12 protein-coding genes are annotated in these 14,915 nt (G+C 70.5%); 3 read left to right on the forward strand and 9 right to left on the reverse strand.

Annotated features, from left to right (window positions below):
• Window positions 1-73 precede the first annotated feature (73 nt).
• From WMF36_RS05005 to WMF36_RS05020, 4 genes are all read right to left on the reverse strand, one after another.
• Complete coding sequence (locus WMF36_RS05005) at window positions 74-1,936, reverse strand: CpsD/CapB family tyrosine-protein kinase (protein ID WP_437578463.1); 1,863 nt, start codon at window positions 1,934-1,936, stop codon at window positions 74-76.
• Entirely contained in the window at window positions 1,929-3,371 is a 1,443-nt protein-coding gene (locus WMF36_RS05010; protein WP_437578464.1) for a GumC family protein, read from the reverse strand. The genes WMF36_RS05005 and WMF36_RS05010 overlap by 8 nt, the downstream gene beginning before the upstream one ends.
• Before the next feature lie 409 nt (window positions 3,372-3,780).
• Complete coding sequence (locus WMF36_RS05015) at window positions 3,781-4,080, reverse strand: STAS domain-containing protein (RefSeq protein WP_012233514.1); 300 nt, start codon at window positions 4,078-4,080, stop codon at window positions 3,781-3,783.
• A complete protein-coding gene (locus WMF36_RS05020) occupies window positions 4,077-4,664 on the reverse strand; it encodes an ATP-binding protein (protein ID WP_437578465.1) in 588 nt (195 codons plus the stop codon). Before WMF36_RS05020 ends, WMF36_RS05015 begins: the two co-directional genes overlap by 4 nt.
• 65 nt (window positions 4,665-4,729) lie before the next feature.
• On the opposite strand from WMF36_RS05020, the gene WMF36_RS05025 reads away from it, so the two are divergent.
• Window positions 4,730-5,461, forward strand: coding sequence for a sugar transferase (locus WMF36_RS05025; RefSeq protein WP_437578466.1), 732 nt, complete (start codon window positions 4,730-4,732; stop codon window positions 5,459-5,461).
• A gap of 88 nt (window positions 5,462-5,549) precedes the next feature.
• Here WMF36_RS05025 and WMF36_RS05030 read toward each other — a convergent pair whose 3' ends face one another.
• The 5 genes from WMF36_RS05030 to WMF36_RS05050 form a co-directional block, all read right to left on the reverse strand.
• On the reverse strand, window positions 5,550-6,926 hold the full coding sequence (locus tag WMF36_RS05030) for an O-antigen ligase family protein (protein ID WP_437578467.1): 1,377 nt from the start codon (window positions 6,924-6,926) through the stop codon (window positions 5,550-5,552).
• Between the two features lie 147 nt (window positions 6,927-7,073).
• Window positions 7,074-8,039 carry a hypothetical protein gene (locus WMF36_RS05035; protein ID WP_437578468.1) on the reverse strand — a complete coding sequence of 322 codons (966 nt, stop codon included), beginning with the start codon at window positions 8,037-8,039 and terminating at the stop codon, window positions 7,074-7,076.
• 152 nt (window positions 8,040-8,191) lie between these two features.
• A complete protein-coding gene (locus tag WMF36_RS05040; RefSeq protein WP_437578469.1) occupies window positions 8,192-10,678 on the reverse strand; it encodes a hypothetical protein in 2,487 nt (828 codons plus the stop codon).
• Complete coding sequence (locus tag WMF36_RS05045; protein WP_437578470.1) at window positions 10,675-11,685, reverse strand: NAD-dependent epimerase/dehydratase family protein; 1,011 nt, start codon at window positions 11,683-11,685, stop codon at window positions 10,675-10,677. The genes WMF36_RS05040 and WMF36_RS05045 overlap by 4 nt, the downstream gene beginning before the upstream one ends.
• Window positions 11,682-12,770: a Gfo/Idh/MocA family protein gene (locus tag WMF36_RS05050; protein ID WP_437487021.1), complete on the reverse strand. Its 1,089-nt coding sequence runs from the start codon at window positions 12,768-12,770 to the stop codon at window positions 11,682-11,684. Before WMF36_RS05050 ends, WMF36_RS05045 begins: the two co-directional genes overlap by 4 nt.
• A 304-nt stretch (window positions 12,771-13,074) precedes the next feature.
• Here WMF36_RS05050 and WMF36_RS05055 point away from each other — a divergent pair, with 304 nt between their 5' ends.
• Window positions 13,075-14,316: a glycosyltransferase gene (locus WMF36_RS05055; protein ID WP_437578471.1), complete on the forward strand. Its 1,242-nt coding sequence runs from the start codon at window positions 13,075-13,077 to the stop codon at window positions 14,314-14,316.
• 211 nt (window positions 14,317-14,527) lie between these two features.
• Complete coding sequence (locus WMF36_RS05060) at window positions 14,528-14,905, forward strand: STAS/SEC14 domain-containing protein (RefSeq protein ID WP_437487023.1); 378 nt, start codon at window positions 14,528-14,530, stop codon at window positions 14,903-14,905.
• The last annotated feature ends 10 nt before the right edge of the window (window positions 14,906-14,915 follow it).

Genomic DNA, 14,915 nt, shown 5'->3' on the forward strand with positions numbered 1-14,915 from the left:
ACAATGGAGCCGGCGCGCGGCTACGCCTCCCCGACCTTTCGGGCAGGGAAGTCGCCGGCCGCGCGCCGAGCGCTCAGGCGTCGAGCAGGACGACACCGAGGATGGGCGCCGGTCGGAGCTGGTCGATGGCCTGGCGGATCGCCTTGCGGGTCGACTTCTTGACCAGCGACGTCAGGAGCACGCCGTCGACCGAGTCGCCGATCACGTTCATGTCCATGCTGCCGAGCACGGGCGGCGTGTCGATGACGATGTACGAGTAGCCCGCGCGCTTGAGGCTCTCGATCGCGGTCGAGAACGCCACCGAGTCGAGGATCGGCGGCCGCTCGGTGCGCGGATCGACGGCCAGGATGTGGACGGGCGTCTGGACGGAGAGCCTCGGGTCGGGCGACCTGCCGCCCATCGGCGCCGCGTTCCGGTCCGACAGATCGATGCCGTCGTCGCCGGGCGCCACGGCGGGCGCCGGCGCCGCCTGGTCGACGACGACCCAGGGGGCGAACCGGTCGGAGGCGTGCCGCTGGAGCTGCTCCGTGAAACAGCTCGGGGGCTCGAACCGCAGCGCCTTCGCGATGCCGGGCTTGCGGATGTTCGCCTCGATGAGGAGGATCTTCCCGCGGACGGTCTCGCGGAGGGCGAGCGCGAGGTTGATGGCGCACGACGTCTTGCCCTCGCCCGGCCCGGCGCTCGTCACGGCGATCGTGGTCCCGGGGCCCGACGGCAGCTTGCGCCGGAGCGTCCGGTAGGCGTCGGCCTGGGGCGAGTACGGCGCGTGGATCATCACGATGTTCGCATCCACGGCGTCCGGCAGCGGCAGCGGGCGGACGGTGACCTCGCCCGGGCCGCCCAGGGACTCCGCCGGGAGCAGCGCGGCGCTCTCCGGCGCGCCGGGCAGCGAGCGCATGTGCTCGATGTGCAGCGACGGCGGCTCCTCGAACGTCGGGTCCAGCGACTGCAGCTTCGCGTCCACGGCCTGTTGCGCCGGGGTCGACACCACGCGGTTGAACATGAGCGACGGCGGCGAGGAGAACGCGGCGGTGCCCGAGCGCTCGAGCGGCCTCTCGGGCGGCGGCTGCTGCTGTTGCTGCCGCGGCGGCGGCACCTCGCGCACCGTCACCTCGCGCGCCGTCACCTCGCGCGGCACCACGCGATCGAAGACGAGCGACGGCGGCGAGCGGAAGGTCGCGCTGAACGAGCGCTCCAGCGGCGGAGCGCCCGCAGGAGGCCCGGCCGCGTTGCGGACGCCCGCGTCGCGCGCCGGCGGCGCGATGACCCGATCGATCGGCCCCGGCAGCGCCGGCGAGCTCGCCGCTCCCGGGCCGCTGGAAACGAGCCCGGGGCTGCTCAGCGTGGCGCTCAGGTCCACGACGCGCGTCACCACCGGGCCCGCGAAGTGCCGCTCGGGGCCGGGCGGCAGCGCCGGCGCGCCGTGCATCGCCGGATGGCCCTGGGGCACGCCGCGCGGCTCGCCGTGCTCCCCGGAGAGCCCCGCCAGGAACATCGCCGCGGCCTGCGGCGGCCCCTTGATCGGCGGCTGCATGCCGGGATGGCCCCCCGGCATCGGCGCGGCGCCGAGGCGCAGCCCCATCCCGTGCGGGGGCTGGTGCCCCATGTGCGGCAGGTCCTGGCGGATGGTCGGCGAGTCGAACGCGGCGCTCGGGTCCTCGTGGCTGGAGCTCGGGCGCTCCGCCGCGACCACGTCCTCGGCGTCGTTCGCGAGGCGCAGGACGCGGGCGATCATCTCCTCGCGCACGTCGGGATCCGGCGCGATCGAGCGCCAGTTGCCGACCACGTTGCGGAGTCGGCGCGCCTCGATGACGAGCGCGCGGACCCGCGCGGTCTGCTCCGCGCGACTCAGGAAATCGCAGACCTGATCGAGCGCCCGCTCCAGGGAGGCGACCGGCGGCGGCTTTCCCGGCTCAGCTCCGCCTGCTTCAGCCACGGCGCCCTCGGGACCCGCGCGCGGCGGCAGGCACGACGACGAGCACCGGAGCGAGCGCCATTCGATCGATATCTTCCATGTCGTAAACCCGATCGTCGAGCACGATGCCACGCGCCGCTGCGGCGGCGATCCCGGCTGCAACGGACACGAAGAGCCCCGCGACGGCGAGGATCAGCCGCGACGGGCTCGAGGGAGCGCTCGGCCTGTATGCCGGGTCGAGCACCTCGATCTGCGCCGAGTAGCCGCCCTGCTCCGAGCTCGCGGCCATCTCCGCGCGGAACGACTTGCCCTCGAGGTCGGCGAGCCGCTGCTGCGCCCGCACCTTCTCGCGGCTGAGCCGCGACCAGTCGGTCTCGGTGTTGATGATCGCCTTCGCCGTCTCGCTCGCGTCGGCCGCGGTCCCCATCTTCGCGCCCCTGCGCGCCGCGATCTCCCGCTCGATCTTGGCGAGCTGGGCCCTGATCTTCGCCTTCTCGGCCTCGTCGGTCGCGGGGACCTCCATCACGGGCTCCGGCGCGGGAGGCACGAGGAGCGCCGCCTCGGCGCGCCGCAGCGCCGCCTCGGCGCTGCTCACGCGGGCGGCCGCGGCCCGGACATCGGGGTGCTGCTCGGTGAAGCGGGACTGCTTGTCGCCCAGATCCCGCCGCGCGGTCGCGAGCTCTTGCTCCGCCTGCTCCTTCTGCCGGACGAGCGCGGGGGAGGGCAACCCCGTGGCGCTCTGCGCCACCTGCTCCGGCTTGCCGGTGAGCCGGCTGCGCAGGCGGGGCACCTGCCGCTCGAGGGCCTCCAGCGTCGGGTCGGTGGTGGTGGAGCGGCGCTCCCGCTCGCGGATGGCGGCGCCGCCTTGCGCGCCGCCGGCCGTGTTCTGCTCGGCGGCGAACTCGGGGTGCTCGGCCAGGAACGCCGCGAGCTCGGTCTCGGCCTTCTCGACGTCCTGCTCGGCGCGCTTCAGCTCGGCGTCGAGGAACTCGTTCGTCAGCTTCGCCTGCGATCTGCGCATGCGCGTCGTCTCCTCGACGAGGATGTCGGCGAGCCGCTGCGTCACCTCCTGCGCCTGCTCGCGGGTCTCGCCTTCGGCCGAGATCGCGAAGGTGTCGGTCGAGCGGGCCTTGAAGGTGATCTTGAGGCGGAGCCGGTCGACCGCGTCGACCATGCCCCGCTTCTCGAGGACCTCGGGGAAGAGGCTGAACTCGGTCACGACCTTCTCGAGGTTGGAGCGCGCGAGCAGCGTCTCCTTCAGCCGCGCGGAGAGGGTGCGGAGCGGGTCGGGCCCGTCCGGCCCGAGGTACGTCGCCTTCACGCCCTCCCGGTAGAAGATCACCGTCTCGGAGCGGTACGCGGGCTTCCTCGACTGCACGACGAGCACCGTGAACCCGATCCCCGCGAGCGCCACGAGCACCGCCACGTACCAGTGCGCGAGGGTCCGGTTGATCATCGCGCTGATGCTGGGCGGCTGCGGGCCCCCAGGTCGCGCCGTTGCATCGACGGGAAGCGCCCCGAGCGCCTCCTGGGGCGGGTTAGGCCCGGAGGTCTGCTGGTTCATCTTCTTTGTCCATATTCCGCGCTCCTTGAAGGTTGCGTTGCCCTTGCTCCGCCCGACCCGGAGAACGCGCACCCCAGTCCGGCAGACGGCTGCCTATGGTAGACGTGCGACGCCCGAGCGCCAGCTTGTTGCACGCGGCCTGTGCTCACCGCGTGCTAGCTCACGCCCATCACGCCCCCGGCGCACGCAGGAAGCGGCGTGGCCACGGCCCTGGTCGCAGCGGCGCGCCGAGCGCTCCCGTCGCGGCGCGCCGCCGCGGACGCTATCGCCGGGCCGGCGGCGCGAGCGCCGCCCCCGAGCGTCACGTGGGGAACACCCGATCGAGGCGCAGCAGGCGGAAGATGGCGCGCGGCTGATCCCGGAGCCCCACGATGCGCACCTGGCCGCCGTTGGCTCGTACCCGCTTGAACAGCGAGACGATGACGCCGACGCCGGAGCTGTCGATCAGCCGGAGCGACGAGAGCTCGAGCGTGATGTTCTGCCGGTTCTCGGCCACCAGCTCGTCCACCAACGTCCTGAACTCCGGTGCGGTCACCGCGTCGAGGGTCCCCTCGAACTGCACAACCGTCTCACTGCCGTTATCGGTCCGCGTATAGCTCATTGGATTTTGATTCCCCCTGCGGCGCGGGCTGCGCCCAAGCGGGAGACGCTCCGCATTCGAAAACTGCTCGTCCGATGCCCCGTCGCTCCGGCGAAATCGGCATCGGAATGCTCTTGTTCGCTGCTGCCTTCACTGTCGTCGCCGGCGATGCATGAGCTGCCCTCCCGCCGCTTCACGAGGCGGAGGACATTCGGGCTGCCAGGACAGTAGTCGACCTCATCCATGAATGACTTGATGATGAACAGCCCCATCCCGGACTCGGGAAGGTCGTCGATGGGAGGGTTGTCGATGGCCGCGGGATCGAAGCTGCAACCCGTGTCCATCAAGCGGATGATGATGCCGTCCGCGTCGGACTCGATCTCGATGTCGACGTCGCCCGGCGGCCCGTCGCGGTATCCGTGAATGGCGATGTTGTTGAACGCCTCGCCGAACGCCGAGACCGTCTGGTCCTCGAACTCCTCCTGGGTCATGCCGGGCGATCCGCCTTCGACCCTCCCAGGCGTGGCCATCTTGCATGCGGCCGCCACCACGCGGAGGGCGAGGTGGCGATAGGTCAACGAACCTGGTACGCGGAGTCGGATCACGCCCAAACCTCCATCCGAGCTTGTACCCTACCACGTTCTCGACTATGGGAGCCACAAGGTAAACAGTGACACCTGGCGTTCGTGTAGCGAAACGTGCGATCGACCTCGCGGGCTCGCTCGTGGGTCTCACGCTGACCCTCCCGCTCTACCCCTTCATCGGCGCGGCCATCTATCTCGAGTCGCCCGGGCCGATCTTCTATTTGCAGCGCCGCGCCGGGATGCTCATCGGCACGGAAGTGCGGGACGGCGTCAGCTACCCGCGATTCGTCGAATTCCATATGCGCAAGTTCCGTTCCATGCGCGTGGATGCCGAGAAGATGACCGGGCCCGTGCTCGCCCAGCAGGACGACCCCCGCATCACGCGCGTCGGCCGCTTCCTGCGCAAGACGCGCCTCGACGAGATCCCGCAGTTCTGGAGCGTGCTCATGGGCGACATGAGCATCGTGGGGCCGCGCCCCGAGCGGCCGGAGCTGCTTGTCAACCTGGCGCTCGCCATTCCCTTCTTCGAGGAGCGGATGCGCGACATCAAGCCGGGCATCACGGGGCTCGCGCAGGTGTCGCTGGGCTACACCGGCCGCGCCCCGGCGGAGAGCGAGGTCGCCGCCTTCGAGGCGACGCTGACGAACCCGTTCGGCCTCGAGGAGGCGGAAGGGGCCGAGGCCGACGACATGCGGATGAAGCTGCTCTTCGACCTCGCGTACGCCGCCTCGCTCGAGAAGCTCTCGACGTTCCTGCAGATGGAGCTCTCGATCATCCTGAAGACGCCGCTCGTGATGGTCCTCGGCCTCGGGCGCTGAGCAGGTCGCCGCGCGCCCCGGCGCCCGCGCCGCGGCCGCCCCGGCTCCGCGCGTCCGCGAGCCCCGGAGGGGGTTCGGGCGCACGGAGCTAGCCCCTCCTGCTGAGCCCGAAGATCACGAGCATCACGACGACGTCGGCCAGGATGAGCCGGTACACGTCGCGCTTCTCGAGCCGGATCGAGAAGTTCGGATCGACGCTCCTGATGGCGCAATACAGCGCCCCGGCGAGGCCGAAGTAGATCCAGAGCACGTAGTGGTAGGTGAACGAGAGGAAGAAGATCCCGACCATCATCCCGCAGAACCCGGCCATGATCGCCATGGACCAGGCGCGGATCATCGCGAACTGGGCGCCGTGCTCGTACCGCTTGAGCGCGACCAGCGAGATCTTCAGCGTGAGATAGATCATCGCCGTCCACGCGAACATCCCGAGCGGGCCGAGCTCCGAGAGCGCGAGCAGGTACGCGTTGTGCGCCGTGAGCCAGTGGTGCTCCGTGAACTGGCGGTAGCCGGCGCCGATCAGCGGGAACATCCGGTAGATCAGGAGGCCCTCGGAGAGGATCTCCGTGCGCTCGTTCGCCGACTCGTCCGCCTCGCCGCCGCCGCGGCCGCCGAGGAGCATGAGCGGCGCCGCGAAGACCGCGCCGAAGACCGCGCCGCGGATGCCGTACTTCTTGACGAAGTAGACGCCCAGCACCGTCGCGAAGACGAGCTGGCCGCCCCGCGACTGCGTGAGGATGATCGCGGTCGCGATCACGAGCAGCGAGGCGAGGACCAGGAGCGCTCGCATGAACGAGCGCTTCTGCTCGAACAGGGCGAAGCTGAACGGCAGCACGATGCCCGACGTGAGCGCGAGCTCGTTCGGATCCTGGAGCACGCCGCGCCAGCGCACGCGGCCGTTGATCGTCGACGTCTTGAAGAGGCCGACGCGCTCGCACAGGTACTCGGCCTCGGGATCGGCGCCCGGCCCCTCACGGCAGTCCACGCGCATCTCGCAGGGCCGGCCGTCGGGGATGCCGGCCTCTCCGCGCGAGCCGCCGATGGTCTGCGTCATCGCGAGGCACTGAAACGACGAGAACCCCTGGTGCACCGCGACGCCCGCGACGAATAGGCCCATCACGAGCACCGTGGTCGCGAGCTTCTGGAAGCCCCTGAAGCCGTCCGGGCTGTGCCCGATCAGGAAGAAGAGTACGAACGTCACGCTGATCGCGACGAAGTTCGCGGAGAAATCGCCGGGGTTCCGCAGGCCGAGCGTGATCACGCACCAGATGTAGACGACGATCGCCCACCGGAGCTGCGGGGTCGCCTTCAGCCGGACCTTGCCCAGGGCGAGGTCGAGGCCCATGCCCATGAAGGAGAGGGCGAACCAGAGGTACAGGAACGGCAGGCTCTCGAAGCGCTCGTCCCATTCCTGGGGCCTGCCGTAGATGAAGATGATGAGAAGGATGACCCCGGGGAGCGCGAGCATGACGAGGGTCCTCAGCGAAGACGCGGTTCGGGTGAAGAAGGACGTTCCGGAGAATCGCGGTCCGCGTCAAGCAACTTGCGCTCGCTCCTCCCGGCGACATCGGCCGCCGTGCTCACCGCGCTCACCGCGCTCACCGCGTTCTCGACGTTACGTGCTGAGGCCCATGCGGCGCACGGCCTGGTTCAGGAACGGCACGAGCTCGTCCGCGGTCCTCTCGTTGCCCTCGCGCGAGGGGTGGTTGTCGGTGTTCCCCTCCGAGCCGAACAGGGAGAAGTTGGACTCGCCCTTGTTCGTGAGCACATCGTAGTAGTCGAAGACAACGACGTTCTTCTCCGCATAGCCGCTGAGCCAGCCGTCGGGCGACTTGACCCAGTTGTTGAACGAGCGGGCGAGGTCGGCCTGGCGCTGCGCGACCTCGGCCTCGGACGGCTTGCCGAGGATCTGCTTCGCGGTCCACTTCCAGGCGGGCTCCTTCGAGCGCTTGAGGACGTTGGCGGGGGCGGTGACGTAGACGAACAGCGTGTCCTTCCGCTTCGCGAGGTCGGGCAGGAGCGACGCCAGCGTGGCCTTCGCGTTCCAGACGGTGAGCTCCGGGCCGGCCGGGTTGCCGGGGGCGGCGCCCTCGCCGACGAAGCGGTTGTTGGGATAACAGGACTTGAAGACGACGATCCGGTTCACCACGCCGTCCGGGTGCATCTCGTCGTTCAGCGCGACCCGGAGCACCTTGTCCATCTTGTCGCGGAACTTGGGCGCCCAGTCGAAGAGGTCGGTGTTCTCGCCGATCTCGCTGCCGTAGGAGGCCTCGTGGACGCGGTAGCCGTGCTCCGTGAGCTTCTTCTTGAGGCCCCCTCCGTTCGGGTGCGCCTCGTAGACGCACGACGCCTTCTCCTTCTCGGCGCCCGGGTCCGTGAGCAGCTGGCCACCGCAGGAGTGATGGATGAACAGGAGATCGAGCGGGGTGTCGGGCCGGGCGCTCGAGAAGCCCGACAGATCGAGCGAGGTGGCCTTCGCGATCGGGCCGGTCGCGGCGGGGGCCTTGCCCTCGATAGGGATGAACAGGGCGCCCAGCGCGACGAGGAATGCGCCGGCTGATACGAGGTGCTTCTTGCTCATGACATCTCCGTGGAGGACGCGGGCAGGGAACCTAAATTATCGCAGCGCGCCGCGCCGAGGACAAGCCGACCGGGAGCCACTCCTCGCCCGCGCGCCTCGCTCCCCCCCGCGCACGGGGACCCAGGTCCACCGCGGGCGGCAGGGCGAGCGGCTCAGAAGGTGAGGACGCCGCCCTCGTCGGCCTTGGCGGCCGAGCCGGGGCGGATCGTGATCTCGTCCCCGCCGCCCGCGGGCTTCCTGATCACGTCGTACGAGGCGCCGGGGGCGAGCCCCGTGACGAGGTGCTTCGTCACGCCGGGCAGCGAGGTGAACTGCACCTGGGACACGGCGCCCAGATCGACAGGGAACAGGACCAGGGTGCCCTTCACCGCCGCGCCCACGAACGGCGTGCCCTGCTTCGTGCGCACGAGCGTCGCCGGCGCCGCCGCGGCGTTGCCGGCCGCGCCCTCCAGCACGTGGAGGAAGCGGGCGTCCCTCGGCATCGGGGCCGGCGGCTCGGTCCGCAGGGTCGCGAGCATCGGCTCGAACTCGGCCGGCTTTGTGTCCCAGGTGCCGGTCGGCTTGTACGGCTCGGCCACGACGACGGCGCTCTCCGGCAGCAGCGCGGTCACGAAGAGCTTCTGCCCCTTGGGCGTCGTGACCGTCGCGAGCTTCCCCGCGACGAGCGCGGCGCTCGGCGTCTGCAGGAAGAACCGCTTGAAGCGCCCCTCCTTGCCCGTCGCGGCGCGGTCGTAGATGACGAGGTGGTCCGGCTTGAGCCACACGAGCGAGCGGCTGACGTGCGTGACGTCGTTGATGTTCTCGTAGTCGGAGTTGTAGAGCGGGGTCGCGTCGCCGAGGACGTAGACGTGGTCCTGCGCGAAGCTCTTCGCGAGCACCCGGGGATCGTTCGTGTGCACGAGCGGCCACTGGGACCCGCTCCGCCAGAGCCCGCCGCGGTTCGGGTCGTCGTGGCGGCGGTTCCGGTCGTTCTCGACGGCGAGCGTGTTGTGCTGCTCGGAGCTCCCGAAGAAGGCGCCGTACCCGATGCGCTCCTTCGTGAGCCACTCGCCGCCGCGGTAGAAGCCGAAGCTGAGGCCGTCGCCGTGCTGGTGATCGATGTGCTCCCAGCCGAGCTGGAACTGGAGCCACGCCGCCTCGGGGCCCCAGCTCGTCCTCGCGAAGATCTGGCCGAGGCCGGGGCCGTAGTGCGTGAGCGGGATGGAGGGGCGCGGATCGGTCGGGGTGACCGCCGGGTCGAGCAGCAGGAAGTACAGGATCGAGTGGCGCTTGTGGACCTGGCCGAGCTGCGAGCGGGCGCGCCGCGCGAGGCCGGCGGCGCCGCCCGGGCTCGCGTGGACGGCCATCCAGCGGAGCGCGTTGAGGCGCTCGGCGTTGCCGCTGTTCTGGGCGTGGAGGCCGAGCGCCGCGAACGGATCGATGTGATCCGTGTACTCGTAGCGCTGGCCGTCGCCCGTCCACGCGGCCTCGTGGGTCGGCCCGATCCGGCCCGCCGGCGCGGCGGGGCTCAGGCTGTGGACGTGGGCCGGGATGAACTCGTGCCAGAAGGGGTTGCCGTCGAGGTGCACCTGCGGGCCCCACTTCGCCGGATCGGCCTCGCCGGCCGTCTGGATGGCGAGGAGCGTCTGGCTCACGTAGGCGAGCGTCGCGGGGCCGTACTGGAAGCCCTCCGGCGGCGCGCCGCCGCGCGCGTCGTTCCGGAGGATGTGGTCGGTCATGTAGAGCCACGCCCCGGTGACGTTGGCGAAGTAGTCCCTGAGCCGCGGGTAGGTGCCGTTGTGCTTCGGATCCGGCGGATCGTCGGCCTCGTCGAACGCGAGCGACAGGAGCGTGAGGTTGCGCATGTGCGACGTGAAGTAGTTGTTCACGGCGTACCTGCGCTTCCGCGGCTCCTTCAGCATCGCCGGGTCGTTCAGCTTGCCCACCGGCTCGGGGTGGTCGTGGCTCGTCGTCGACGACTTCAGCTGATCCTCGGCCCAGCGCAGGAACACGGGCCGTATCGCCGCCTTGTCCTGGGCCGAGAGGTACCCGTAGATCCAGTCGACCGTGAGGCCGAACGACTCGCCGGCCCAGCGGGCGCGGTCGCCGGTCGAGAATCTGTGGTTGAAAGGGTCCTTCGGATCTCCCTTGTTCACGCGGTCGACGATGTAAAGCAGGATCTTCCGCGCGCGAGCGGCGTAGTCGTTGCGGGCCGCCTCGTCGCTCGAGACGAGCGACATGAAGGCGAACAGCTCGGCGTGCGCCTCGCAGTAGACGCGGCTGAAGGCGCAGTCGCCCTCGGAGGGGATGCTCCCCTTGTCCATCGCGGCCACGGCCTCGGCCGTGACGGTGGCGAGCTCCTTGAACACGGGGTTCGCCGGCGTGGCGCGCGCCCGGAGCCCCGGCAGGTCGGCCGCGCGCACCCAGAGCCGCGGGTGCCCCTTGGCCGGCGCCGCGGCCGGCGCGGGCGGCCCCTCGAAGCGCGGCGCCGCGACGCCCGGCGCCGCGACCCCGAGCGCCGCGGCGCCGGCCTGCGTCTGCGGGTCGGCGCCGCTGTGGACCGCCGGGGGCCCCGGGGTCTGCCGCCGGTCGCACCCGGCGAGCAGGCCCGCGAGGCCGAGCGCCACGGCGAGCGACGCGAACGGCGCCCGACGCGTCATGTCGCGCGGTCCCGCAGGTAGGCGAACGCCCGCTGGAGGCCCTCCTCCGTGGAGACGAGCGGCTTCCAGCCGAGCGCCTTCAGCTTTGTGTTGTCGAACCGGTTCCCCTTCCAGGACGTCGCGGTCTTGTACGGCGTGAAGACGGCCGGCAGCTGCCCCTTCGAGTAGGCGTGATAGCGCTCGACGAGCTTCGATATCCCGGTGAGGGCGACATAGGGCACCGAGAGCGAGCGGATCGGCTTCACCTCGCGCTTGTAGCGGGCGAGGTAGACGTCGGCCGTGGGCAGGTCGTCGTCGTGGACGTTGTAGACCTGCCCCTTCGCGACCTCGCTCCGGCCGGCGATGGCGATCGCCTCGGCGCAGTTGTCGACGTACGAGAGCGGGAGGAGGTTGCGCCCGCCGAGGTGCAGGAACACGCCGAACAGGCTCATCCCCACGCGGCCGGAGAAGGCATTGCCGCCCGGGCCGTAGATGACGCCGGGGCGGAGCACCGTGAGCGGGAAGCCGTAGCGCGCCTGGTATTCCCAGAAGAGCTTCTCCTGCCGGAGCTTCGCCTGCGAGTAGAGGTCGCGCTGCGCGGGCCGCGACTCGAGCGGGGTGTTCTCGTCGACGATGTACCCGCGCGGGAGGTCGGCCACGCCGTAGACGCCGAAGGAGCTGATGAGGATGACGCGCGGCGATCGGCCGGTGTGGACCAGCGCCTCGAGCAGGTTCTTCGAGGCGACCACGGTGTTCAGGAACATGTCCGCGGGCGCGCCGCCCATGGCCGCGGCCACGTGGTAGACGACGTCCACGCCCTCGACCGCGCGCTCGGCGGCCTCCTTCGTGGCGAGGGAGCCCACCGCGACCTCGAGGGGGGCGCCGTGCCGCTTCTCGATCTCCTCGAGCCGCGCGCGGTTGCTCGCGGGGCGGACGAGGCAGCGGATGTCGGTCTCGCCGTGGGCGAGCAGCCGGTCGACGAGGGCCGACCCAAGGAAGCCGTTCGAGCCGGTGACAAGGACTTTCATGTGCGCGCCTTCTCCTGCGGGACCTGCCGGAAGATCTCATCCATCATCCACGCGACCCGGATCATGTCCCGGTACGAGATGGGCAGCTCCGCGCCCCGCGTGATGCTGTCGTAGAAGAGCCCGATCAGGCGGTTCATCCCCGAGAAGAAGTGGAAGTCGCTGCGGGCGAACCTCACCACGTTCCTGCCCCCTTCGCGCAGGTACGAGAGGGCCTGATCGAAGGCCGGGACGACGCGCCCGATGGCGCTCGGGAGCTTCGGCGACGCGTCGAGCGTGACCGTGCGGCTCGTGTAGTCGACGTGGAGCGTGTTCTTCGTGCCGTAGACGCGGAGGAAGTGCCCGGGCGGCCGCGCGTGCGACGAGAAGGTCCCGTAGGCGCTGACGCGCGCGCCCTGCACCGTGACGCGGAGCTCGTCGAGCATGTCGTCGCGCGCGTCGCCATACCGCTTCTCCCGGAGCGCGTAGGCCGTCGCGGTGACCTTCGGCTGCTCGTCGTCCACGAACTCGACGATCTTGTTCAGCAGGTGATCGATGTTGTTGTGAAACAGCTTGCCCGGCAGGCGATGGACCCAGTGCGTGCCGTCGCCGAGGAGCGCCGTGCCGAAGGGGCCGGAGAGGTTGTAGCCGAAGCAGCTCTCCACGTGGACGGGGTCGCCCAGCACGCCGTCGCCGATGAGCCTCCGCATCTCGATGGCCGGCGGATCAAACTGGTACTCCCAGCCGAGGGTCATCTTCTTCCCGGCCGCGGTGCAGAGCTCGATGAGGCGCCGCACGTCCGAGAGGTTGAGCGCAATCGGCTTCTCCACGTAGACGTGGGCGCCCGCCTCGATGGCCCGCCGCGCGAGGAACAGGTGCGACTGCGGAGGCGTGGTGATGTGGACGACATCGGGCTTCTCGACGTCGAGCATCCGGTCGAACGAGTCGTAGTGGCTCGGGATGCCGTAGCGCACCGCGATCTGCTCGGCCATCAGGAGCTCTAGGTCGCATACGGCGACGACCCGGGCCCGCTCCGGCATCTTCTGGATCTCTTCTATGTGGCCGTCGGCGATCTTGCCGCAGCCGACGATCGCGATTTTGAGGGTCATGGGGCGGCGGAGCGTACCGCAACGGGGCAGGCGAGAGCTAGGCTCTCGGGCGCCTCGCCTGGCCGCGCGGCGCTCGAGCCCCGGGCGGGCGGCGCCCGGCGCCTCGCTCCAGGGGCCGGGGCGGGCCGCGGCGGCGCGGCGGACGGAGGAGCGCGCGCGTCGCGCACGTCGAGCGCGGCGCGTCCATGTCGGGCGCCGTGCGTGCGGCGCGCGGCGCGCGGCGCTCCTGCGTGGACGAGCCTGGTGACGGTCGCGACGGCCTCGGGTAGGCTGCGCGGCGCATCAGAAAGAAGGGTGGTGATTCGTGCGCGTGCTTCATGTTCTTCATACGTCGTTGCCTGTCATTGCGGGGTACACGATCCGCAGCGACTACATCGTCAAGCATCAGGCCGAGCACGGGATGCGTCCGGCGGTGGTGACCTCGGGGCAGCAGGGGTCCGGGGACGCGCTGAAGGAGGAGATCGGCGGCATCTCGTACTGGCGGACGCGCGAGCCTTCCGGCAAGAAGCTGCCGCTCCTCCGCGAGCTCTCGCTCGTGCGGGCGCTGGAGGCGCGCGTCGAGGACGCGATTCGGGAGTTTCAGCCCGACGTCGTGCACGCGCACTCGCCGATGCTTGTCGGGCTGCCGGCGCTCGCGGCGGCGCGCCGCTTCGGGCTGCCGCTCGTCTACGAGGTGCGCGACCTCTGGGAGAACGCCTCCGTCGACCGGGGCAAGTTCGCCGAGGACTCGGTGCCCTACAAGATCGCGGCCGGCCTCGAGACGGTGGTGTACAGGTACGCTGACGCGACGGTGACGATCTGCGAGAGCCTGAAGAACGCGGTCGCGCCGCGGGTGCGCAGCACGGACGCGCTCCACGTGGTGGGCAACGGCGTCGACGCGAACAAGTTCGCGCCGCGGGAGGCCCCGCCCGGCGCATGGGAGCGCTTCGGGCTCGCCGGGAAGAGGCTCATCGGGTATGTCGGCACCTTCCAGCCGTACGAGGGGCTCCAGACGCTCATCGCGTCGATCGGCGACATCGCCCGGGAGATCCCGGACGCGCACGTCGTGATCACGGGGGCCGGCGGCCAGGAGATGGAGCTCAAGGCGTTTGCCCGCGAGCGAGGCGTGGAGTCGAAGGTGACGTTCACGGGGCGGGTGCCGCACGACGAGGTGTTCAACATCTACGCGATGGCGAGCCTGCTCGTTTATCCGCGCATCCGGACCCGGACGACCGCGCTCACGACGCCGCTGAAGCCCCTCGAGGCGATGGCCATGGCCCGGCCCGTGATGGTCAGCGACGTGCCGGCGATGGGAGAGCTCGTGCGCTATGGCGAGACCGGGTTCGTCTTCAAGGCGGGCGACAGCGCCGACCTCACGAGGCGGTGCGTCGAGGCCCTCAAGGACCCGGAGCGCCTCGATCGCGTCGGCAAGAACGCGCGGGAGTGGATCCTGAAGGAGCGGCAATGGCCCACGCTGCTCTCGCAGTACCAGGCCATCTACGAGCAGGCGATCGCCGCGCGGCGCGGACAGGGCAAGTCGCCCGTCGGCGAGGCGCGCGCGGCGTGAACGGCCGCGCGCGACAGGGAGCAGGCGCCCGGCAGGCACGGCTCCGGGCGCGCTCCCTGCGCGCGTGAGCCTCCGGAGAGCGCGCCGCGCGCCCGAGGGCCCCGAGGCTCTCCGGCGCGCGGGGCGATCCCGAGGCTCGCCCCGCGCGATCCGGGGTATGATTCCGCGGCCCCATCCCGCCCCTTCGGGAACTGGCAGGAGGTCCCTCAACGTGTTCGAGATCAAAGTCGACCGGATCCACGCCATCGTGGATTTCCTCCTCGAGGGGCGTGTCCGCCTCGAAGAGATGCAGAACTTCGTCAGCGAGCTGAGGAAGGCGTGCGAGGGCCTCCAGGGGCGGGAGATCAAGATCAAGGCCGATGTCCGGGGCTTCCGGCCGATGTCCCCCGATGTGGCGGAGAAGATCCGCGCCGTCCAGGAGTTCGGCCTGGAGCTCGGGGTGATGCGCGTGGCCGAGATCATCGAGAGCGACATCGTCGCGCTCCAGCTCAACCGCGTGGCGCGCGAGAGCGGCACGGACAAGGTCCTCCGCCGCTTCTGGGACGAGGACGCGGCCCACGAGTGGCTCCTCCACGGCGATCCCGAATAGAGCGGCGGGC

It is taken from the genome of Sorangium sp. So ce887 (assembly GCF_051521455.1).
In the GTDB taxonomy this organism is placed as follows: domain Bacteria; phylum Myxococcota_A; class Polyangia; order Polyangiales; family Polyangiaceae; genus Sorangium.